Genomic DNA, 23629 nt, shown 5'->3' on the forward strand with positions numbered 1-23629 from the left:
TCTGTACTTAAATAAAAAAGCGAGCTATTAGCTCGCTTTTTTTATGTTTATATAGAAAATTTTATTTGGCATTGCGCATAAACTCTTCAGCTTTTTCAACCATGTTTTTGCTGCCACAAATAAAAGGTACTCTTTGGTGTAATTCTGTTGGCTCAATATCCATAATTCTATTAAAGCCATCACTTGCTTTTCCATTTGCCTGTTCTGCTAAAAATGCCATAGGATTACATTCGTAAAGTAAACGTAATTTACCGTTTGAGTCTTTAGAGCTTTTAGGATACATGTAAATACCACCTTTAATCATGTTTCTATGAAAATCTGAAACTAAAGAACCAATATACCTACTAGTATATGGTCTGTCTCCTTCTTCCATTTGGCAATATTTAATATAATTTTTTACTCCTTGAGGAAAATGAATGTAGTTTCCTTCGTTTACAGAATAAATATTTCCATTTTCTGGAAATTCCATATTTGGATGAGATAAATAGAAAGTGCCAATAGCTGGATTTAGAGTAAACCCGTTAACACCATCGCCAGTTGTATAAACCAACATTGTAGAAGTTCCATAAACAACATAACCAGCAGCTACTTGCTGACTCCCTTTTTGAAGAAAATCTTCCAGTGTTACTGGAGTTCCAACAGGAGTAACGCGTCTGTATACCGAAAAAATAGTCCCAACCGAAACATTAACATCAATGTTTGAAGAGCCATCTAAAGGGTCTATAAGAACTATATATTTGTTTTGATGGTTTTCATCTCTACTATTAATGCTAATAAAATTATCCTCCTCTTCACTTGCTATACCACAAACTATGTTTCTGTTTTTAAGTGTTTGAATAAATTTATCATTTGCGTAAACATCTAGTTTTTGTTGATCTTCACCTTGAATATTTGTGTCTCCAGCAGCACCAATAATATCTACTAAACCTGCTTTATTAACTTCGTGATTAACTACTTTTGCTGCTAAGCGAATAGAATTAATTAGTCGTGATAATTCTCCAGAAGTATATTTAAAAGACTTTTGATTCTCAATAATAAATTCTCCTAAAGTTTGATTTTTTCTTGACATGAAGTTGTATTGTGTTGTTAGTATTGCAAATATCGTATTTTTTAACAAACTACAACGTTTTCGAAACGGATTAATAATATAAAATAGGCAACTTTAAACTATCTTTAACCCAAATTTTTTTAAATGAATATTTCAATTCGTAAAGCCATAAAGGAAGATATGACTGCTGTTCTTATTTTAATTAAAGAATTAGCTATATTCGAAAAAGAGCCAGACGCTGTTGAGATAACTGTAAAAGATTTAGAACAAGATGGTTTTGGGAATAATTCAAAATTCCATTGCTTTGTAGCTGAAACAAAAAATAGAATTGAAGGAATAGCCTTAGTTTATATGCGCTATTCTACATGGAAGGGTTCTGTATTACATTTAGAAGATTTAATTGTAAGCAAGAGTATGAGAGGGAATAACATTGGAACGATGTTACTGGATGAAGTAGTTAAGTATGGCCATCAATTAGGTGTTAAACGAATTAGCTGGGAAGTATTGGATTGGAATGAATCTGCTATTGAGTTTTATGAAAAGAAAGGAGCTAATGTCATGCGAGATTGGGACGTGGTTCAACTAGACGAAAAAGGTATAAAAGCATATTTATCAAAATTATAATGCAAGTATTTAAATTTGGTGGCGCATCTGTAAAAGATGCCAATGGTGTAAAAAACTTAGTAAATGTTTTAAATAAAACAGGATATAAAAACACGTTGGTTGTAGTCTCTGCCATGGGAAAAACAACCAATGCTTTAGAGATTGTAATTACTAATTATTTTAATAAAAAGAGCGAATTACAAAGTTCTCTTCAAGAAGTAAAAAAGTTTCACAATGCTATTTTATTAGACTTATTTGAGAACGAGAAGCATAAAGCTTTTAAAAAAGTTAATAATTTCTTTAATGAGTTAGCTTTGTTTTTAGAGACTAATAAATCGCCAGATTACAATTTTGTTTATGATCAAGTTATAGGTTTTGGCGAAATGGTTTCAACCACAATTATTAGTGAATATTTAAACGAAGTTGGTTTAAAGAACAACTGGTTGGATGTAAGAGATTATATTAAAACAGACAATTATTATAGAAGTGCCAATGTTAATTGGGAAGTTACTCAAGCCCAAATTTCTAAACAATTTAACAAAAATGTTTTAAATATTACACAAGGATTTTTAGGGAGCGATTCTAACAATTTTACAACAACTTTAGGAAGAGAAGGAAGTGATTATACTGCTGCCATTTTCGCCTATTGTTTAAATGCAGAAAGTGTTACTATATGGAAAGATGTTCCAGGTGTTTTAAATGCAGATCCACGTTATTTTGAAAACGCTCAATTACTTTATAAAATTTCTTATCGTGAAGCTATAGAGTTAGCATTTTATGGAGCTTCTGTTATTCATCCAAAAACGTTACAACCTTTACAAAGAAAAGAAATTCCTTTATACGTAAAATCTTTTTTAGAACCTGAAAATAAAGGCACCATAGTATGTAAAGAGGTTGGTTTAGAACCAAACATTCCATGTTTTATTGTAAAGAAAAATCAAGTTTTAATCTCTTTATCTTCATTAGATTTTTCATACATAGTAGAAGATAATATTAGTGAGATTTTTAAACTATTGCATCTATACAAAATGAAAGTAGATGTTATTCAAAACTCTGCTATTAGTTTTTCTGTCTGCGTAGATAATATGTACCAAAATTTAGACAAGTTATTACAGCATTTAAAAGCAAAATTTAAAGTAACTTGTAATGAAAATGTGTCTTTATATACTATAAGACATTATAATGAAGCTGCAATAAATCAACTAGAAAAGGATAAAAAGGTGTTGCTGAAACAATTAACTCAAGAAACTATGCAAATAGTTACTAAATAAACAATTTCATTACATTTGTATATGAGCCATCAACCAGATAAAGGATTAGTTACAGCAAAAGAAGTAGCTAAAGCCATACAAATAGATTCCTACGGTTTTGTAGGAACTTTTATTGGGTGGATACTTATGAAGGTCCTTAAAATATCTACGCTCAATAGGATTTATAATAGAAACAAACACCTTGAGAAATTAGAATTCTTAAATGGGATTTTAGGGGAGTTTCAAATTAAGTTCGAAATTCCGGAAGAAGACTTAAAACGTTTGCCTAAAGAAGGCGCTTACATTACAGTTTCGAACCATCCACTTGGTGGCATAGATGGTATATTACTTTTAAAATTAATGCTTGAACAAAGAGAGGATTTTAAAATAATAGCCAATTTTCTTTTACATAGAATAGAGCCATTAAAACCTTACATTATGCCAGTAAATCCTTTTGAAGACAGGAAGGATGTTAAATCTAGTATTGCTGGTTTTAAAAATGCGATAAAACATTTACAAGAAGGTCATCCACTTGGTGTGTTTCCTGCAGGTGAAGTTTCAACATATAAAGATGGAAAACTTTTAGTAGATAAACCTTGGGAAGAAGCAGCTATGAAATTAATTAAAAAGGCTGAGGTTCCTGTTGTACCAATCTATTTTCATGCGAAAAACAGTCAATTATTCTATAAGTTATCCAAGATTAGTGATACGTTTAGAACAGCTAAATTACCTTCGGAATTGTTAACTCAAAAACGAAGAACTATAAGAGTTAGAATAGGAAAACCAATTTCTATTGCAGATCAAAAGGAACATCAATCTCTTGAAGATTTTTCAGAATTTTTAAGAAAGAAAACCTATATGCTTTCTAATTCTTTCGATGAGAAAGGTAACTTGTTGAGCAATTTTTCTACGTCGTTAAAAGTACCAAAACCACCAAAACGGATTGTTACTCCAATATCTAAGGAGGTAATGAATAAAGAGGTAGAGGCCTTAAGAAAAGGGGACTTTAGATTGTTACAAAGTAAGAATTACGAAGTGTTTTTAGCAACTTCTAAAGACGTTCCAAATATATTAAGAGAGATAGGACGATTACGTGAAATTACTTTTAGAGAAGTTGGGGAAGGTACTAATGAAGCTATAGATCTAGATACATTTGACTCTTATTACCACCACATGTTTCTTTGGGATAGCGAACAAGAATTGGTTGCTGGTGCCTATAGAATGGGATTAGGTTCACAAATCTTTGCAAAACATGGTATCGATGGTTTTTACCTTCAAGATTTATTTAGGTTCGAGCCGGAATTATTTAAAATGATGAGCGAATCTATAGAAATGGGAAGGGCTTTCATTATTAAAGACTACCAACAAAAACCCATGCCATTATTTTTGCTTTGGAAAGGCATTGTACATACTACGTTGCGTTATCCTGAACACAAATTTTTAATTGGTGGTGTAAGTATTAGTAATCAGTTTTCAAATTTCTCAAAATCGTTAATGATTGAGTTTATGAAATCTCATTATTACGATCCTTATATTGCACAATATGTGCATCCAAAAAAAGAGTTTAAAGTAAAACTGAAAGATGCAGATAAAGATTTTGTTTTCGACGAAACGGAAGCAGATTTAAATAAGTTCGATAAGATAATTGATGAGGTAGAACCAGGAGCATTGCGTATGCCAGTATTACTAAAAAAGTACATTAAGCAAAATGCTAAATTAGTTGCATTTAATGTGGACCCACTTTTTAATAATGCTGTAGATGGTTTAATGTATATAAAAATCGCCGACTTACCAGAAAGCACAGTAAGACCTGTAATGGAAGAATTCCAGGCAGAATTAGAACAAAAGCTCTCTGAACAGAATGGAGATTCTTAAATTAATATCTACAAAAATTTAAACCACTCTTGAAACTGATTTCCTAATAATGGAATTGGTTTCATTTCTCCACTTAAAGAACCAACTAAACTTATAATCCACAAAATAAGAATACCAATATTAACAAACCAACCAATTACAGGAATAAAACTTAAGACTAAAAAGAAAAGCATGATGCCTAAAACTTGTCTAATATAAAATGAAGCATACTCACTCTTGTTATTGTTGTTCATTATTAAGGCAATAATCCAACCTATTAACGTAATGTGAGCAATAATTGCCACATTTTTACCATCACTTAAAACTTCTTTAGCATCTTTAGAAAACTCTTGAGCTTTCTCTTTGGCTTCATCTCCAAAACTTTTTTCTTCTTCAGACATGATTTTTAATTTTAAAGATTAATATATTAAAGATAGTGAAAATTAGATAGTTACAAGCACTTATTTTTTCCAACGTTCTAATTTTGGAATGCCTTTTGTGAAAAATCCAGCTAAGAATCCTGGAAACCCCATGCTTTTTAATTTGTCTTTAACAAAAACTTGCATTTGTTGTGCAGAAATATCTGGTTGAAGAAATTTACCGTCTTCAAAACAATAGCTACAATACATATTGTTCTTGGTTCCATCGGCATTAGTTGAGCCTCCTTTAGGGTCTTTTTTTAAGGGCATGGCACAACTTTGACAAATTTTATATGTTTTCATCTTGTTTATGGTTTATTGAAAAGCCTTATCTACAGGTTCCCAAAGCTCTATTTTATTTCCATCGTTATCTAAAATCCATCCAAACTTTCCATAATCGTACTCTTCTATTTGGCCTACAATTGTTACACCTTCTTCTTTTAAAGTTGCAAGTAATTCATGAAGGTTTTCTACACGATAATTAAACATAAAGTCTTTTTTTGAAGGCTCATAATATTTAGTGTCTTCTGCAAACGGACTCCATTGTGTGGAGCAATCATTACCATCTTTATCTTTCCACCAAAAAGTACATCCATAATCGTCGGTATTAAATCCTAGATGTTTTTTATACCAATCTTTAGCAGCTTTTGGGTCTTTACTTTTAAAAAACAAACCACCAATTCCAGTTACCCTTTTTTTCATATTTATTTTCCACGAAAGTGGAAATCTTTTAGTTAAACTATTATTATAATACTACAAGGTTTTTAAAACCTTGCAGGATAATATATTATTTTTTTAATGTTTTTTCATAAATACCTATCCAATCATCAATAGTCATTTTTCTTACTAATTCGGCTATAAGCTCATAAGGGATATCTTCAATTTTTTTAAAACGAACACAACTTTTACCCATGTCTAATTTACGTTTACTATGCTTTGGAAATTCTTTAATAAACCAATCATGAATCTCAGGGTTTGCATAAATTCCAGAATGGTAAAAGTTTATAGAATTTTTCTGTGAGGCAAAACTCATAAATGGCAAAGGTATTTTTGGGTCGCAATGGTAACCATCCGGATAAACAGAATGTGGTACATAATAACCTATCATTCCATATTGGATGCCTTCTTCAAATCCTTTTGGAAGATTTTTATTTATAGTTTCTCGAAGTTTTTTTAAGACCTCTTTTCGTTCTTCAGGAACTTGATTAATATAGTCTTCTGGAGTGTCTGCTTTATATTGCATGCTTTTGTATTTCTTTATGTTATAAAGTTAACAAAATTTCTCTTTAATTTTATTGACTATAGTTTGTGCTAATTTTTCTTTGCTTTCAATAGTCCATCCAGCTACATGAGGTGTTAAAATAACATTCTCGGCTTTTATTAAATATTGAAATGCCAGTGGCATTTCTTCATCATTTCTGTTAAATAAATTCTCAAATGAGGTTTTTTCGTATTCTAAAACATCTAATCCAGCTCCTAAAATTTTTCCTGTTTTTAAAGCCGAAACCAAATCGTCTGTGACAACACTTTTTCCACGAGCAGTATTTATAAACCAAAATGGTTTTTTGAATTGATTAATAAAATTGTTGTTAATCATATTTAAAGTTAGAGATGTTTGTGGTGTATGCAGACTAACCACATCTACTTTTTCTTGAAATTCTTTTAAGGAGACTTGTTTGGCATTTTTATCGCCTACGTTCTCCTTAATATCGTAACAAAAAACGTTTACATCGAAACCTAAAAGTTTTTTAGCAAAGGCTTTTCCCATGTTTCCATAACCAATGATGCCAATTGTTTTTCCATCTAATTCAACACCTCTATTAGCTTCGCGTTGCCACTTTCCTTCTTTAACTTCTTTATCTGCTTTGTTAAGCTTATTAAATAAAGATAGGAGCATGGCCAGACTATGTTCTCCAACAGCATTTCTATTGCCTTCTGGAGCAGAAATAAGATGTATTCCTTTTTTTTGGGCATAGTCGCAATCAATATTTTCTAATCCAGCACCAACTCGTCCAATAAATTTTAGGTTTAAAGCTACATCCAGAAAATGTTTATCTATGGTAAAACGACTTCGAATAATCATGCCATCATAATCTAAAATTTTAGCTTCTATTTCAGGTTTTGAGGAAGTATAATCTTCATCGTTTTGAAAACCTAAATCGTTTAGTTGCTCTATTAGAAGTGGATGATTTGTATCTAAGTGAAGAATTTTCATATTTATTTATTGCAAAGGAAGTATCTTATTAATTTTTTAGTAAAAGTAAACAAATTATGAGATGCTGAAACAAGCTCAGCATGACTAAAATTAAATTTTTGGATAATGTGTTTGTGTTTTTTCGTGTTGAACTTTTCCTGTATGAGCTATTGAAAGTTTTTCGAAAAGAAGTACATGTACTTCTTCGTTATTTTTGGTTGTTGGATTATGTTCAACACCTTTTGGAACTACAATAATTTCGCCTTGTTTTACTATTTCTGTTCTGTCTCTAAATTGCATGTAAAGCGTGCCTTTAATGACTTGAAATAGTTCGTCTTCATTGTCATGGCTATGCCAAACAAATTCACCTTTTAGTTTTGCTAATATAACCTGCATGTTATCTACTACAGCAATTTGATGTGGATGCCAGTTTTTGCTAAATTTTGTAAACTTTTCTTCGATATTTATGGCTTTCATATTATAAATTTACGAAGTTTTGCGTTAGGGATTGAAATGGAAATCCTTTTTGTGACATAAGAGCAAAAAGATTGTAGTGGAAAGCCCGACCTTTATGGTAACGCCAAAAAAATTAAAAACCTAAAATAAGTTTGGCTATTAGAAAGTAGGTTAAAATCCCAAACACATCATTACTTGTTGTTATAAATGGTCCAGTGGCTACAGCAGGATCAATACCTCTTTTATCTAAGAATATGGGAATAAATGTGCCAATAAGTGCAGCCATAACTATAACTGCTACTAAGGCAATAGCAATGGTTATAGATACAATATATGGTGTTCCAAATGCAAAATGCGTAATGGCTAATCCTATTAATGCAATTGCAACCCCGTTTACTAAACCTAATAAGAATTCTTTAAATAAACGTTTTAAAATGTTACCATCTACACTATCGTTTGCCAAACCTTGAACTACAATTGCAGATGATTGAACACCTACGTTTCCAGCTGTTGCTTGGATTAATGGCACAAAGCTTAGAAGCACAATAAAGTCTCCCATTTCTCCATTAAAGTGTTCTATAATGCTTGCTGCTCCCAGACCTCCAAACATACCTATTAATAGCCATGGTAAACGAGCAATTGTTAATTTCCAAATACTATCGTCTGCTTCAACATCTCGGGAGATACCAGCTGCCAATTGGTAATCTTTTTCGGCTTCTTCTTTCATGACATCTACAATGTCATCAATGGTAATTCTACCTAAAAGTTTTTGATTATCATCCACTACAGGAATGGCTTCTAAATCGTATTTCTGCATTACTTTTGCTACATCTTCGGCATCATCATGAACATTTACAGAGTCTACATTCGAGTTTGATATTTCAGCTATTTTTTGTTCGCTTTTTGCAGTAATTAAGTCTTTTAAAGAGAGTCTTCCTATTAACCTATCTTGTTTGTCTACCACATAAATGGAATGAACTCTTGTAACATCTTTTGCTTGTCCTCTTATTCTGCGCATACAGCCAGCTACTGTCCATGTTTCGTAAACTTTAACCAGTTCTTTTGCCATAAGTCCACCTGCAGAATCCTCATCATAAGCCATAAGCTCCCGAATCTCTGCTTTGTGTTCTTCGTCTTCAATTTGTGAAATAACTTCAGCCTGTCGCTCTTCTGGTAGCTCGCCAATTATATCTGCAGCATCATCTGTGTCTAACTCTTCAATCTCTTCTGCAATCTCTTTGTTAGATAAGTTTTTTAAAACCTTTTCTCGATTGTCTTCATCGAGTTCCATTAAGATTTCAGACGTAGTCTCTGAATCCAACAATTTAATAATATAGACGGCTTCTTCTAAATCTAACTCGTCTAAAATTTCTGCAATATCTGCATGATGATACTCTTTTAGAATGAGTTGAAGTTCCTTATCGTTTTTAGTTTCAATAAGTAATTCTACTTGTTCTATAAGTTCATCGGTGAGTTCAAATTGTATGTTATCGTTTTCTTCAGACAATGGATTTAGTTATTTAAGTCGTTTTCTATTAAGGTAGTTAGTCTTATAAACTCGACAACACTTAATTGTTCTGGACGCATTCCAAAGATACTATCTTCTCTTAAATTATCGCTTAAATTCAAAGTTTTTAAACTGTTGCGAAGTGTTTTTCTTCTTTGTTGAAAAGCTGTTTTTACAACTTTAAATAATAAGTCTTCACTACACGAGAGTGTGTAATTTTCTTTTCTTTTAAGTAATAACACACCAGATTCTACTTTTGGAGGTGGATTAAAAACGCTTGGAGGAACTGTAAATAGGTATTCAGCATCGTAAAACGCTTGGGTTAATACAGATAATATTCCATAGACTTTACTGCCTTCTTTCGAGCAAATACGTTGTGCTACTTCTTTTTGAAACATACCTGCAAATTCTGGAATTTGATCACGCATTTCTAAAGTTTTAAAAACGATTTGAGTAGAAATATTATAAGGAAAATTTCCAATAATAGCGAAGGGTTCGTTTTCGAAAACCTCGTTTAAATTGTATTTTAAAAAGTCTTGTTCAATAACTCTATCTGCTAAATTTAAATAGTTATTTTTTAAATATTCTACAGATTCTGGATCTATTTCAATAACATGTGTTGTTGTTTCTTTTTTTAACAGATACTTTGTTAGAACTCCCATTCCTGGACCAATTTCGAGCACATGTTTGTAGCCTTTAAAAGATAATGAATTTGCAATTTTTTCAGCAATAGATTCATCGTTTAGAAAGTGTTGTCCTAAATATTTTTTTGCTTTTACTTGATGTTGGTTTGCGTTTTGAGCCACGAATTCACGAATATTTGATTGTAAAGGTATATTATATTAATGGATTCCTACTTTTCAAGGAATAATGATTATTTAAAGGTTACTGAATACTCATCCACTATTTGAAGCTCTGTTCTAAAGGCTAACATTTTATCTGCGAACTTTTTTAAACCTTCAATTCTCATTTTTTCTGCATCTTCTTTGTAATATGCCTCTAGTGCTTCTCTTGAATAAGATCTGTATTGTACAGAATAGGTGTGACCACCAAGTTCTTCTTCTACCAATACTTTTGTAAGCGTTGCTTTTTCAAATTTACCAGTTGCTAAAACTTGTGGAATATGTTCTTTAATCCACAGAAGCCATTCGTCATGTATGCTTTCGTCAATATTTACAGTTACGTTATATATAATCATTTTTTAAGTTATAAGTGTCTGAATTTAAATGTGCCTAAAGTTATTATCACTTAAAATAATAGCCTGTTAAAATTTGAATTTTATAATAAATCCTTTGCAAATAACAGAAGTTCTTCGTCATCTTCAAAGGGTTTGACTCTTTTTTCAAAAGATAACCCTAATTTTTCTAATAACTTAATAGAATTTGTATTTGTAGGTAATGTTATGGCCAAGATTTTATCGAGATGGAATTCTTCTTTTGCTAATTTTAAAATAGCTTTGGACGATTCAAAGCCAAAGCCTTTACCTTCGTAAGCTGGTAACATTGCAAAGCCTATATCTGCATGGTCAAGCTTCTCTCGTTTAATGAGTCCACATGTGCCAATGGTTTTATTGTTTTCTTCTTTAAACTGAAGTTTATAGAATCCAAAACCGAAGGTCTTATAGCTTTTAAGGTGGCCATTTTTTATAGCTTCTTCGGCTTGTTTTAAGGTTTTTATATTACGCTCCCCAATATATTTTTTCCAGTTTGGTGTATTAACTAATTCTAAAAAAAAGTCAGCATCCTCTAATGTGATTTTTGAAATTATTAGTCGTGATGTTTCAGCTATTTTCATTGAATTAATTTATAGAATCTCCACGTAGTAATCTAAAATTATTTCTAGCTTCAACATAGTAAATACTATCTTCATACTCAAACACTATTTTTTCATAGAGTTCTTTTGCTTTATCAGGTTTATCGAGCTTTTTGAAATACAGTTCTGCTAAATAAAAATAGGCATCATCTGCAAGAATATCGTCGCTAAAATTTGTAATAATGCTTATGTAGTTTTCTTGTGCTTTAAGATACTCTTGTTTTTTATAAAATAAATTTGCTTGTTTAAATAAGGCTTGGTCCTCTATGCTTTCGCCTTTGTGCTCTTTTAAAATTTGGTCTAATAATAAAATAGCTTCATCTGTTTTGTTTTGAAAAGCCATTAAATCTGCTTTAGCATAAAGTTTTAAACCAGCTTGTGTTGAGTCTTCAAACTTATTATCCGTAATTAAAAGCATAAGTTCTAAAGCATCGTTTGCTATTAGTTGAGAAGTAGATGATTTTAGTATTTTTAGTTGAGATTCTGCCCATTGAAAATCTCCTTTATAGTAACTGGTTTTAGCTACTTTAAAACGTGCTTCTTGCGAAATCGTACTATTTTTTAAATTACGTTGTATTTGTGAGTAGTAAATTAATGCTTCATTAAATTTTTCTTGTAAAACTAAAATATCTCCAAGCTCTAGTTTGGCTTCTGCCTCTTGAAATGAAGACAACGGAAGCTCTAATGTTTGTTTTAAAAACGAAATAGCTTCGGTAGGATTATGCTTGTAGAAAGCTAAAAAATGAGCGTAAGATTTTTGAATATAAAATGTTTGTGTAAACATTCCATAAGTATAAAAAACATCTTGATACTGTTTTGAAATTTCGTTGTATTCTGATTCTAAAGCTATTTTGGTTTTAATCTCTATTAGATAATAGGTTGCAGTTAGTTTAGTATCTATGTCTTGGGCAATATCTGTTATGTATGAAAATATTGAAATAGCAGTTTCGTATTCACTATCGTTTGATGCAATATGAGCAAGTTCTTCAATTCTATTTAAGCTTTCAGGTTGTCTATAGAAAATGGCTTTTTCTTGAGCAAATGCTTTTTTATAATCTTTTTGTTGAACAAAAAGCCAGCTTAGCATTTCGTTCCATAGTAAGTTAGGCTCTTGCTGAATTTTTTTTAGAAGAATTCGTTTTAAAATTAGGTTGTTTTCGTTATCACTATTTTCGCTTATAAAATCGCTGAATGCTCGTTTTATAGTGTTTAAATAGGTATTGTTTAATTCAACAAAATTTAAATAGCTATCAAACATTTTTTCTACATTACCTTGTTCGCCATAAATTCTTGCTAATTGAATATTAAAGTTTAAATCTGGTTTTAATAACATGGCTTTTTCGTAAGCTGTTATAGCCTGTTCTAATAAAGATCTGTCTTCAAAAGTTTTGCCAATAATAAAGACATAATTTGGGTTTTCGTCTAATGTAGCTATCGCATCATTGTAGTATTTATTAGCATTTACCAACTCGTTTTTTAATTGATAATTATATCCTAGCTCTATTAATAGAGGTGGATAATTAATTCTAGACATTTGGTTTAGAAGAAGTGTTTCAGCTTCATCTAGTTGTTCTAATTGTTGATGAGATTTTACTAACTGTAAAAGATATGTGTTGTTGTTAGGCGTTTTTTTATGTAGTGTTTGGTAAGAAAGTAGCGCTTTTTCGAAGTCTCCATTTTTAAAATATTCTGAAGCTACAAGGTCTTCTTGAGAAAAGACATTGAAACTAAACAAAAAACATATTAAAAATAAAAATCTCATAGCATTACTTTCTGTAAATATAACAAATGTGATTTGTAGAAAATGTAAATGTTATTATAAAAAAAATGCCTGAAGTTATTCAGGCATTTACCAACCAAAATAAATGTGCTATTAATCTTGTTTTATTTAACATGATTCAAATACTCGATTGGGGCAATTCTATATTACTAATACTTTATTTAGTTGAAACAATAGTATTTGTATTATTTTCAGATTTAAATAAATCAAAATCTGAAGATAAAACTTTACTAGCAATAACTATTAAAGCAATTAGTAGAAAAATACGTTTTACATTTTTCAAAATAAGTAGGTTTTTGTTTGGGAGTACTAACATCAAAAAAATAATTTAATAAACAAAGGAAATTGCCAAAAAATCGTTAAACAACGTCTTTTTTTGTCATTTTATCGAAAAAACATAAATAAAAGTAAGAAAAATCCTATGGTTAATTTATTATTTTAAATCCAGTATATGGTATTAAAACATCAGGAATCAAGATACCATCTTTAGTTTGATAATTTTCTAAAATACCAGCAAGTACTCTAGGTAATGCAAGTGAACTTCCATTTAATGTATGTGCCAATTCGTTTTTACCTTCATTATTTTTAAAACGAAGTTTAAGTCTGTTGGCTTGAAAAGTTTCAAAATTAGAAACAGATGATATTTCTAGCCATCTATCTTGTGCTGTTGAAAACACTTCAAAATCGAATGTCAGGGCAGAAGTAAAGCCAATATCTCCACCACAAAGTCTTAAAATTCTATATGGTAATTTTAGTTCTTTTAAAATATCTTTTACATGATTTACCATTTCGTCTAAAGCTTGATAAGAACGGTCTGGATGTTCTACACGTAAAATTTCAACTTTATCAAATTGGTGCAATCTGTTTAAACCTCTTACATGTGCTCCATAGCTTCCAGCTTCGCGTCTAAAACAAGGTGTATAGCCTGTTATTCCAATTGGTAATTGAGATTCGTCTAGAATTACATCTCTAAAAATATTAGTTCCTGGCACTTCGGCAGTTGGAATTAAATATAAATTATCTTCAGTAACATGATACATTTGGCCTTCCTTATCTGGCAATTGTCCAGTTCCAAAACCTGAGGCTTCATTTACTAAAAGTGGTAATTGATATTCAGTATAACCAGCTTCAGTATTCTTATCTAGAAAATAAGCAATTAAAGCACGTTGTAATTTAGCGCCTTTTCCTTTGTAAACAGGAAATCCTGCTCCTGTAATTTTATTACCTAGGTCGAAATCGATGATATCGTATTTTTTTGCTAATTCCCAATGAGGAATAGCTTCACTATGTAAAACGGGAATATTACCTTCTCTATATATTTCTTCGTTATCATCTTCTGTAGAACCACTTGGTACACTTGGATGAGGTACGTTTGGAATTTTGTAAAGTAATTGATTTAAAGCTTCTACAATGTCGTTAAGTCTTTCAGTTAAATTTTTGCTATTCTCTTTAAGCTGGATAGTTTTTTCTTTTAAAACATTAGCTTCAGCTGCTTTTCCTGATTTGTATAAGTCTCCAATTTTTTTAGACAAGCTGTTGGATTCTGCCAAGACATTATCTAAAAGGGTTTGAGTTTGACGTCTGTCTTCATCAATAGAAATAACATCATCAATCATTTGAGTAGCATCTATATTTCTAATAGCTAATCGTTTTATAACATCTTCTTTATTTTCTCTAATAAAAGGGACTTGTAACATGGAATGAAAAATTTAAGCGACAAATTTACGTAATTACTTAGTAAAATAATCTTCATTTGAGGGTAAAATCCAATCGCTATGTTTAAAAATTTGCCAAGGAACAGAGGCTAAATCCACTTCAGGATTTATAAGCTGTTGGTAAGGTCTTCCATTAATGCTTATTTTACAATCTATATAAATAGAAACATCTTCTTCTCCTTTTTTAAGATACTCTTCTTTTAAATGTTGAGAAAATTGCCAAATTACGTCTGGTTTTGTTGAAGCTAAATGAATTTGTTTATTAGATAAATAATCATTCAGATTTATAGTTGTTGGTTTTTTTGTTTTATTATTTACAACTTTATAGATAGCAAAACCTTGTTTGGAACGCAGCATCATTCTCCATGATAATCTGTGACCTTCTTCTGTCCAAAGCACATTGTCTTTTATAAAATGATGTCTTAAAGGAAGAGCTATTTGAATAATGAAATAAATAGAAAAAACGGTTATTAAAAGGTTTCTATATATAGGAATAAACACTTCATCTTTATTATAAAATGGCTTCCTTTTTAAGAACATATTATGAATGGTTTTAGGCTCAAAAAAGAAAAGTGCAAAGGCTAAAGATAAATATGGGAAAATGCCAACCTGGAAAACAATTGAATTAAACAAATGAAAGAATATAGATGCGAAAAAAGCCCACCTTCTTGTTGGTTTAAAAAGTAATAATGGAATTATTAAACCATCGAATAAAATACCACCATAAGCTAAGAAATAATGTATCCATTTTTCTTGTAACAACTCACCAACAAGTAAGTAATGTTGTTTGCCTTTCATTAATATTTCAATAAACCTGGTATCTAACCAATCTGGATATAGCTTAGCTATTGCTCCATACGAATAGACAATAAACATTTGTAAAATAAAAACTAAACGACACCAATTAGGCATTGATATTTGGTTGATGCTTGGATTATTTCTTACATCTAATGAATAATATTTATTAGCTGGTTGAAATACCATTATAGCACTTAATAAAATCAATAAATAATAATGATTATTATAAGATGCTTTTTGCATAAAATAAGTTCCTGCCCACAAAATGGTAAACATAATGGTACTAAAACGATATTTATAGCCAAGCATGATGCACAAGCCAAAAACACCCATTAATAGGTAATAAGCGTACATCCAGTTGCCAGGAAGTGGTTGTAACCATTCGAAACCTATAAAAGAAAAAGTAAATTCTGGATCTATAAGGGTTCTTTTAATCCAACCTGTAAAAATAGCACCTACAGACTCTAAAAAACATAACAGACCAAAAATGATTCTAAATACAATTAAAGAACTATTGTCAATATGTTTGAAAAGTAGTTTATTAAGCATGATGCTTATTTATATAGTTTAAAGAGGTTGTTTTGTCTTTTTGTAATTGAATTTTAAGGTCTTCAATTGAATCGAATTTTTGCTCATCTCTAATTCTATCTAAAAGTTCAATAGTTAAAGTTTTATTATAGATAGATTCATTAAAATTGAAAAAATGAACTTCTATGGATTGTTGGTTGTTAGATTTTATAGTTGGGTTTGTGCCAATATTCATCATTCCATAAACAGTTTGATTTTTATAGATAGTTTTAACAATATAAGCACCTAGTTTTGGGATGAGTTTGTAAGTTTCCTTTATATTTAAATTAGCAGTAGGAAAGCCAATGGTGTTTCCTAAGCTTTTACCTTTAACAACTTTTCCAGTTAGCATAAAGTAATTTCCTAAATATTTATTTGCTGTTTTAACATCGCCTTCAACTAAAGCATTTCTAATTTTTGTGGAACTTACTGAAACCTCATTAATGTCTTGAGCTGAAATTTCTTCAACATCAAAATCATATTGTATACCAAAGGCTTTTAGATCTTCAATGTTTGCCGAACGATTTCTTCCAAAATGGTGGTCGTAACCAATAATAATTTTTTTGGCATGAAGTTGTTTAACTAAAATTTCTGAAACAAATTCTTCTGCAGTTAAACGTGAAAAATCTTTTGTAAATTTCTTAATTATTAATACATCTAAACCAAGTTGTTTTAAAATAAGACTACGTTCTTCAATGGTATTTATAAGTTTAATATTAGCATCGTTCTGCAAGACCATTCTTGGATGAGGGAAAAAGGTAAGCACAACAGATTGTAAACCACTCTTTTTTGCAGTATTTACTAATCTTTCGATAATTTTTTTATGACCAATGTGGACACCATCAAAGGTGCCAATTGTAACCACTGTTTTCGAATTAAAATCTGCTGGTAAGGAATCGAAAATTTTCAAACGTTTATTATTTCTTCAAAAATAAAAAAAGAGGATTGATAAACATCAATCCTCTTTTAAGTTTATTTAGTATTAAAATTTATTTCTTAATGAAAGGTAAAGAAATTTGATTAGATTCTTTAGCTATTTTAATAAAATACATACCATTACTTAAAGTTGAAGTATTAACCGTTAAGTCTGATTCGTTACTAATTTCTTTATTTAGTACTACCTGACCTAACATGTTATAAATAACATAGCTATCTGGTAACTCATTTGCATTAGCTAAGGAGATGTTAAGTACACCAGAAGTTGGATTTGGAAACATACTGAACCCTTCAAGTATATTTTCTTCAACGCTTAAATATGCATTAAGTGGTCCAAAATAGAAATCTCCATCTGCACCTGTAAAACTTCCTTCAAGAGTAACATCGGTTGCGCCATAACTTCCAATAGTTGCAGGAACAATATCTTCAACATTACCATTTACTTCTCTTATTATGTATAAATCTGCCCTTACTTGACCAGTAGCAGATTCCCAACCAGTAATTTCAGCATTTGTAAAATAGAAAGTAGCCATAACATCACCAGCTGTATTTCCAGAATCAGTGCCAATTGTAAATGCTTTATCCATTACAAATTCGCCAGAATCTGGATTTTCATACATTTGTGCTCCAGTACCAGCACGCATAACAGAGATGTCAGCACAACCATAATCAAAACTATCATTGTTTTGTACTTCAGCCATAATATTCGCGGAAGTACTATCATAAGCATAAGCTGAACCAGATCCATTTAAATCCATCTGAGCAGAAGTGCCAGTATTTACAGTTGTTTGAACAGAATTTTGAATAAAAGTTGTTACGCTAATATCATCTAACATAAAGATATAGCTATCTGCTGATACTTCATGAATAGCAATATAGATGTCCATACCATCGAAAGCAGATAAATCAAATACATATTCTGTCCAAGCCGTAGGAGCCGATTGATAAGGTGATTGTGGTGCCGGTGAACTTGGTTGTATGGTTGCAAAATTTGATAAATCTGTATCTGATGTAGATACTTTAACATTAAAGCGTTCTAACCCCCAAGTAGGATCTTGTGTTTTGGCCCAGAAACGTAATTCACTGTTAACTCCAGTAAGACTTATTTGAGGTGTAATTATATGATCATCATTTTGAGCAGTTCCATTAGGTGTATCTGTTGCTGCAAAACAATAATAGCCTTGGTTGCCACTATGTGGATTCCATGATGCTGGTAAAGTACCACCAGTAACTTGAGAAGGATCAAAAACAATAAATGTTCCTGTGTAATATTGGTTAGTCCATTCATATGGATCACCTTCACCGTAAGTAGCATTACCATCACCATCATCCATTGTCCATCCACCAATTGGGCTAATATCGAAAGTATTATAACTTTCAAAATCATCACTAAACAATGTAACTACAGAACCAAGATTTGGACTGTTATCATCATTCAAAATAGTATAAGTTAACGTTTCAGAACCATTTGTTGCTAATTCAGCATCTCCACCATTGGCATTTAAAGTCATGTCAACAATAATTGTTTCGTCAGCTTCAACAAATCCATCTTCAAATATTCTAAGCATTAGGTCTTGACTCGAATTGTCTCCAGATGCAAAAGTTACAGATGGAGTTAAAATTTCAAAATCTGTCATATTTGTTGCTGAACCACTTACTGAAAAAGTGACTGTTGCATTAGCTGATGCTCCTATAGCAATATTAACAGGTATATTAACATCTCGAGCGATACAACTTGTGCCTTCTAATTCGTTCACTATTGGTGTGCCAAAAGCAATTGTAGGAGTAGAGTTTCCAGTGTTTGAGTTTGGTAAGTTTGATATACCAGTAGCATTTTCAAGAACTGTTATCATTCTACTAACTTGATCGTTAGTAAATATATTCATACAAGCATCATTTGTGTAATCCATGTAGTTTTCAACCATATCGTTTCCTAAACCATCACTAGGACAACGGTCAATAGTAGGGCAACCTCCATTAGAAGTTGTAGAATCAGGAGTGTCTGCACAATAATCATCGTTTGTACAAGCAGATGTATCTCCCCAAATATGCCTTAATCCTATCCAGTGACCAACTTCATGTGTTAAAGTACGACCTAAGTTATAAGGAGCAGCTGTTCCTGGATTTGCTACAGAACCTACACTTCCAGCAAGTACAACTACACCATCTGTTTGAGCTGAACCTCCACTTGTAGGTAAACCTGGTAATGTTGAATTTGATGGGAATTGCGCATATCCTAATAACCCACCACCAAGATTTGCTGTCCAAATATTTGCATATAAAGAGCGATCCCATATAGTTGCAGGTTTAATCGTATTGTCTAGTGCTGTTGTAGAAATTGTTCCTGGATAGCCATAAACTCTATCGATTCCTGGCTCTGCTAAAGTGTTTCCACTTGGATCAATTACTGCCGGAATAAAATTAATTTCAGCATCGGCAGCTGCAGCATGTGTGCTTCCTGCTAAATTTCTAAAATCTATATTTAATTGGTCTATCTGCGCTTGTATTTGTGATGCAGATAAATCGTTAGCATCTCCAGCAGAGCCAGTAAGCACATGAAATATTATTGGAATATTAACTACTGCACGCCTAAAGGTTCCGTTTGCCTTTTCTTCAGCTATTCGTTGATTACGAGCTTCGATTAAAGGTGCTAACCAATTTTCAAATTCTTCTTTAGATTGAATTGAAGGGTCGTTTTGTCTACGTAAGGCTTCCATTTCTACAGTTGCACATCTTACATAACCTGTTTCTTCAAAATGTCTTTGATTTTCTTCTGTTAATTGTAAAGGTTCATTAGATAAAATACTTGTAGCTAAACTTGTTTTTTGTTGCGCTTGCAAACTAAAAACCATTAAAAGCATAAATAAACCTAATAAAACTTTTTTAAAGTCGTTCTGTTTCATAATTCACTAATTAATAAGTTGATTTTAAGTGTGTTTAATATGTAAATTTAAATAAAATTAACAAGAAAATATTATATAAAAAGCTCTAATTGAGTATTAATGAAGTTTTTTTAACATAAAACGTATTAATAGAATGTTTTTAAAAGTTGAAGTATTTGATCAATTTTAAAAATTTTTGACAAAAAAAGAGGATTGATAAGCATCAATCCTCTTTTAAGTTTATTTGGTAATAAGGGTTATTTCTTAATAAACGGTAAAGAAACTTGATTAGATTCTTTAGCTATTTTAATAAAATACATTCCGTTGCTTAGGTTAGATGTGTTTATTGATAAATCAGATTCATTCGAGATTTTATTACTCATGATTTCTTGACCTAACATATTGTAAATAGCATACGCATCTGGTAAATTAGTATTTGTTGACTTTATATTAAGAACTTGAGATGTTGGATTTGGGTAAATACTTAAAGAAGTACTTAATTCAAATTCAGACGTACTTAAAGAAGCTGTAGAAATTGTTGTAGCCTCTTCTGCAGCAAATTCGGCACCTGTAAAAATTATTGTCCCTGTATTATCTGACAGTTCATAAGATCCGGTTCCATAATCACAGCAAATACCATCTCCATAAGAATCATAAATTGTAAATGTGTAACATTCATTATCCTCAATAGTGAATGATTCGTTGTAAGTTGTATTACTAGAAAGAGAACCGCTACCATATAAAACCGTACCACTAGAATTTGTAAATTCCCAAGTTGTTTCACTTCCGTAGTCATCGGTTACTAATTCTAATTCAATGCTCGTTGAACCCATAAAAGAAGTTCCAAAATCAAAATTTTCAGAATCAACATCATTTACAACATTCATATCTGTTCCTCCATTAGGACTTGTAATATTAACATTGAAAGTATGTGATCCTGAAGTTGATGAAGTTGTAGGAAGATTAATTACTTCAGAGTCTCCAGTATTAGCTAGATTTCCTGACCAAAAATAATCTGTTGGAGTGTTTCCATCAATATCATAGCTTATTGTAATAGAGGTTATAGGATTATTTCCTGTATTAATTAATTCAATTTCAGGTGTAATTGTGTACTCACAATCAACTAGATTTAAATTGTTTATTTTTATTCGACCATCTAAATCGTAAACCGTAACAGGATTACCTGTTGGTGAGCTTGGAAGACTTGAAAGACCAGTGGCATTTTCTAGTGCAGTAACCATTCTGCCAACCTGATCGTTAGTGAAAATATCCATACAAGCATCATCTGTATAATCCATATAGTTTTCAACCATATCTACATCACCACCAGCACAAGAATCTACACTTGGACATCCAAAGTTTGCACCACCAGCATTAGGTGTATCTGCACAATAATCATCCACAGTACAACCACCATCTCCCCAAATATGTCTTAAACCTATCCAGTGACCAATTTCATGAGTTAACGTACGACCTAAGTTATATGGAGCAGCTGTTCCTGGATTTGCAACAGAACCAACAGTTCCAGCAAGTACTACTACACCATCTGTTTGTGCAGAACCACCACTTCCTGGCATACCTGGTAATGTTGAATTTGAAGGAAATTGTGCATAACCTAATAAACCACCACCTAAATTAGCTGTCCAAACGTTAGCATATAAAGAACGATCCCAAATAGTTGCAGGTTTAACGGTTCCATCCATAGATGATTGTGATTGTGTGCCAGTATATCCATAAACTCTATTAATTCCTGGCTCGGTTAAAGCAATTCCATTTGGATCTACTGTTGCTGGAATAAAGTTTATTTCAGAATCTGCAGCTGCAGCATGTGTACTACCTGCTAAATTTCTAAAATCAATATTTAATTGGTCTATTTGTGCTTGTATTTGCGCTTCCGATAAATCGTAAGCATCACCTGCAGAACCAGTAATAACATGAAATATAATTGGAATATTATATTCTATACGTCTAAAAGTTCCGTTAGCTTTTTCTTCAGCAATTCGTTGTTTACGTGCCTCAATTAAAGGCGCCAACCAATTTTCAAATTCTTCTTCAGATTGGATTGAAGGATCGTTTTGTCTACGTAAAGCTTCCACTTCTACAGTAGCACATCTTATAAATCCTGTTTCTTCTAAGTGTCTTTGATTTTCTTCAGTTAGTTCTAGATTGATCTGTTTTTTTGGTGCCTTTTGTTTTTCTTGTGCTAATAAGAAAACTGGCATGCAAAAAAAGGTTAAAATCATAAATTTTAAAGTAATTTTTTTCATAATGTGTATTAATTAATAGTTTTGAGAGTAATAAGGGACTAAAATATAAATAAATATCAGAATAATGTTAGATACAAAGTGCAAATTTTGAATTTGTAATAATAATTTAACATAATATGTATTAGTAATAAATTTTAAAAATAAAAAAGGGAAGCTAATTTAGCTTCCCTTTTTTATTTTCCATTAAAGGCATTCATGGTATTATTAATGCCTGCTGTACCAAAAGATTTAATTAATTCTATTGATTTATCAAGTCGTTCAGGGAGTTTTTTATTTTCCTCTTCATCCCATTCTCCTAAAACATAATCTACTTGAGATCCTTTATTAAATTCATTACTAATTCCAAATCTAAACCTATTATAATTAGTAGTATTTAATTTGTCTTGAATATCTTTTAATCCGTTATGTCCACCATCACTACCTTTGGTTTTAAGTCTAAAAGTCCCAAAAGTTAAATTTAAATCATCAGTAATTATTAGAAGATTTTCTAAAGGTATTTTTTCTTTTGTAAGCCAATAAAGAACTGCTTTACCACTTAAATTCATATAGGTACTTGGCTTTAATAAAATAAAGGTTCTTCCTTTAAATTTGTATGTAGTTAGGTCTCCTAATTTTTGTGTAACAAAAGACAGGTCTTCTTTTTTTGCTAAATGATCTAATATTTTAAAACCAATATTGTGTCTGGTGTTTGCATATTTTTCGCCAATATTACCAAGACCAACAATTAAAAATTTTTTCATTGTGTTTGTTTCTTCACTATAAATAGGAGTATCCTGTTTACTAAAAAGATTTTTTAAGAAGTTACACATTTTATTTATTTGTGTAAAAATAAAAAAAGCATTCTGAATTATTCAGAATGCTTTAGTATAAGTTAAACTGTTAGGTTTATTCTTGAGTTTCTGCAGCTACTTCTGGAGTTTCTCCTCCTTCAGTAGTTCCTTCTGCTCCTTCTGTTTCTTCATCATCATCTTCAGCAGCAACAACCATTGCAGCTCTAGCACGTTTAATTTGACAAACAACTGTATTGTCTGGATGCATTATGTTGAAAGCTTCGTTTTCTAAAGCAGTAACATATAATTTGTTTCCAATTTTTAAAGGTGTAATATCTACCTCTATAAAATCTGGTAAGTTTTTTGGTAAAGCTTTGATACGTAATTTACGTGCGTTTTTACGTAATACACCACCAGCTTTAACACCTTTAGAATTTCCAATAAAATGTACTGGAATTTCCATCATAATTGGTTTGTCTTCATATAACTGATAGAAATCTATATGTAAAATTTTATCTGTTACAGGATGAAACTGAATATCTTGCATAATAGCATTATAAGTTTCACCATTATCTAAAGCAATTGCAACTGTATGCGCATTAGCCGTATATACAAGTTTTGAGAAGGCTAATTCTTCAGCTGTAAAATGAACTGGTTTGTCTCCTCCGTATAATACGCAAGGAACCTGACCAGCATTACGTAAGGCTTTTGTTGCTTTTTTGCCCACGCTTTCTCTTTGAGATCCGTTGATTGTAATTGATTTCATTGTTT

Annotated in this window: 23 protein-coding genes; 3 read left to right on the plus strand and 20 right to left on the minus strand. The window is 31.2% G+C overall.

Annotated features, from left to right (window positions below; translation table 11 throughout):
* Positions 1 to 61 precede the first annotated feature (61 nt).
* A complete protein-coding gene (gene fbp / locus LX78_RS02400) occupies positions 62 to 1069 on the minus strand; it encodes a class 1 fructose-bisphosphatase (protein WP_109681037.1) in 1008 nt (335 codons plus the stop codon).
* 123 nt (positions 1070 to 1192) lie between these two features.
* On the opposite strand from fbp, the gene LX78_RS02405 reads away from it, so the two are divergent.
* The 3 genes from LX78_RS02405 to LX78_RS02415 are packed head-to-tail and all read left to right on the plus strand — an operon-like array spanning position 1193 to position 4776.
* On the plus strand, positions 1193 to 1672 hold the full coding sequence (locus tag LX78_RS02405; RefSeq protein ID WP_109681038.1) for a GNAT family N-acetyltransferase: 480 nt from the start codon (positions 1193 to 1195) through the stop codon (positions 1670 to 1672).
* Positions 1672 to 2922 carry an aspartate kinase gene (locus LX78_RS02410; RefSeq protein ID WP_109681039.1) on the plus strand — a complete coding sequence of 417 codons (1251 nt, stop codon included), beginning with the start codon at positions 1672 to 1674 and terminating at the stop codon, positions 2920 to 2922. Before LX78_RS02405 ends, LX78_RS02410 begins: the two co-directional genes overlap by 1 nt.
* A 21-nt stretch (positions 2923 to 2943) precedes the next feature.
* Positions 2944 to 4776 (plus strand): GNAT family N-acyltransferase, encoded by a 1833-nt coding sequence (locus LX78_RS02415; RefSeq protein ID WP_109681040.1) that lies wholly within the window; start codon positions 2944 to 2946, stop codon positions 4774 to 4776.
* 8 nt (positions 4777 to 4784) lie between these two features.
* On the opposite strand, the gene LX78_RS02420 is transcribed toward LX78_RS02415, so the two are convergent.
* From LX78_RS02420 to LX78_RS02510, 19 genes are all read right to left on the minus strand, one after another.
* Entirely contained in the window at positions 4785 to 5156 is a 372-nt protein-coding gene (locus tag LX78_RS02420) for a DUF4870 domain-containing protein (RefSeq protein ID WP_109681041.1), read from the minus strand.
* Positions 5157 to 5216: 60 nt separating this feature from the next.
* A complete protein-coding gene (locus tag LX78_RS02425; RefSeq protein ID WP_109681042.1) occupies positions 5217 to 5477 on the minus strand; it encodes a zinc ribbon domain-containing protein in 261 nt (86 codons plus the stop codon).
* Positions 5478 to 5489: 12 nt separating this feature from the next.
* Complete coding sequence (locus tag LX78_RS02430) at positions 5490 to 5876, minus strand: VOC family protein (protein ID WP_109681043.1); 387 nt, start codon at positions 5874 to 5876, stop codon at positions 5490 to 5492.
* Positions 5877 to 5961: 85 nt separating this feature from the next.
* On the minus strand, positions 5962 to 6417 hold the full coding sequence (locus LX78_RS02435) for a DUF1801 domain-containing protein (protein ID WP_109681044.1): 456 nt from the start codon (positions 6415 to 6417) through the stop codon (positions 5962 to 5964).
* A 27-nt stretch (positions 6418 to 6444) separates the two neighbouring features.
* Positions 6445 to 7389: a 2-hydroxyacid dehydrogenase gene (locus tag LX78_RS02440; protein WP_109681045.1), complete on the minus strand. Its 945-nt coding sequence runs from the start codon at positions 7387 to 7389 to the stop codon at positions 6445 to 6447.
* Positions 7390 to 7479: 90 nt separating this feature from the next.
* Positions 7480 to 7845, minus strand: coding sequence for a cupin domain-containing protein (locus LX78_RS02445; protein ID WP_109681046.1), 366 nt, complete (start codon positions 7843 to 7845; stop codon positions 7480 to 7482).
* A gap of 112 nt (positions 7846 to 7957) precedes the next feature.
* A complete protein-coding gene (gene mgtE / locus LX78_RS02450; RefSeq protein WP_109681047.1) occupies positions 7958 to 9331 on the minus strand; it encodes a magnesium transporter in 1374 nt (457 codons plus the stop codon).
* A 5-nt stretch (positions 9332 to 9336) separates the two neighbouring features.
* Positions 9337 to 10137, minus strand: a complete 801-nt coding sequence (gene rsmA, locus LX78_RS02455; RefSeq protein ID WP_109681048.1) for a 16S rRNA (adenine(1518)-N(6)/adenine(1519)-N(6))-dimethyltransferase RsmA — start codon at positions 10135 to 10137, stop codon at positions 9337 to 9339.
* Between the two features lie 68 nt (positions 10138 to 10205).
* Complete coding sequence (locus LX78_RS02460; protein ID WP_109681049.1) at positions 10206 to 10529, minus strand: DUF4286 family protein; 324 nt, start codon at positions 10527 to 10529, stop codon at positions 10206 to 10208.
* Between the two features lie 80 nt (positions 10530 to 10609).
* Positions 10610 to 11125 carry a GNAT family N-acetyltransferase gene (locus LX78_RS02465; RefSeq protein ID WP_109681050.1) on the minus strand — a complete coding sequence of 172 codons (516 nt, stop codon included), beginning with the start codon at positions 11123 to 11125 and terminating at the stop codon, positions 10610 to 10612.
* 4 nt (positions 11126 to 11129) lie between these two features.
* Entirely contained in the window at positions 11130 to 12905 is a 1776-nt protein-coding gene (locus tag LX78_RS02470) for a tetratricopeptide repeat protein (RefSeq protein ID WP_109681051.1), read from the minus strand.
* Positions 12906 to 13080: 175 nt separating this feature from the next.
* Entirely contained in the window at positions 13081 to 13206 is a 126-nt protein-coding gene (locus tag LX78_RS14970; protein ID WP_281267896.1) for a hypothetical protein, read from the minus strand.
* Positions 13207 to 13348: 142 nt separating this feature from the next.
* Positions 13349 to 14620 carry a serine--tRNA ligase gene (gene serS, locus LX78_RS02480; protein ID WP_109681053.1) on the minus strand — a complete coding sequence of 424 codons (1272 nt, stop codon included), beginning with the start codon at positions 14618 to 14620 and terminating at the stop codon, positions 13349 to 13351.
* A gap of 33 nt (positions 14621 to 14653) precedes the next feature.
* Complete coding sequence (locus tag LX78_RS02485; RefSeq protein WP_109681054.1) at positions 14654 to 15985, minus strand: HTTM domain-containing protein; 1332 nt, start codon at positions 15983 to 15985, stop codon at positions 14654 to 14656.
* Entirely contained in the window at positions 15978 to 16913 is a 936-nt protein-coding gene (locus tag LX78_RS02490) for a bifunctional riboflavin kinase/FAD synthetase (RefSeq protein ID WP_109681055.1), read from the minus strand. Before LX78_RS02490 ends, LX78_RS02485 begins: the two co-directional genes overlap by 8 nt.
* A 79-nt stretch (positions 16914 to 16992) precedes the next feature.
* Complete coding sequence (locus tag LX78_RS02495) at positions 16993 to 19842, minus strand: T9SS-dependent choice-of-anchor J family protein (protein WP_109681056.1); 2850 nt, start codon at positions 19840 to 19842, stop codon at positions 16993 to 16995.
* Positions 19843 to 20078: 236 nt separating this feature from the next.
* Positions 20079 to 22043 (minus strand): M43 family zinc metalloprotease, encoded by a 1965-nt coding sequence (locus LX78_RS02500; RefSeq protein WP_170109786.1) that lies wholly within the window; start codon positions 22041 to 22043, stop codon positions 20079 to 20081.
* Positions 22044 to 22261: 218 nt separating this feature from the next.
* The gene (gene pth, locus LX78_RS02505) at positions 22262 to 22828 is read right to left on the minus strand and encodes an aminoacyl-tRNA hydrolase (protein ID WP_245881456.1); all 567 of its coding nucleotides are present in this window, start codon (positions 22826 to 22828) and stop codon (positions 22262 to 22264) included.
* A gap of 145 nt (positions 22829 to 22973) precedes the next feature.
* Positions 22974 to 23624, minus strand: coding sequence for a 50S ribosomal protein L25/general stress protein Ctc (locus LX78_RS02510; protein ID WP_109681059.1), 651 nt, complete (start codon positions 23622 to 23624; stop codon positions 22974 to 22976).
* Between the last annotated feature and the right edge of the window lie 5 nt (positions 23625 to 23629).

It is taken from the genome of Xanthomarina spongicola (genome assembly GCF_003148645.1).
In the GTDB taxonomy this organism is placed as follows: domain Bacteria; phylum Bacteroidota; class Bacteroidia; order Flavobacteriales; family Flavobacteriaceae; genus Xanthomarina; species Xanthomarina spongicola.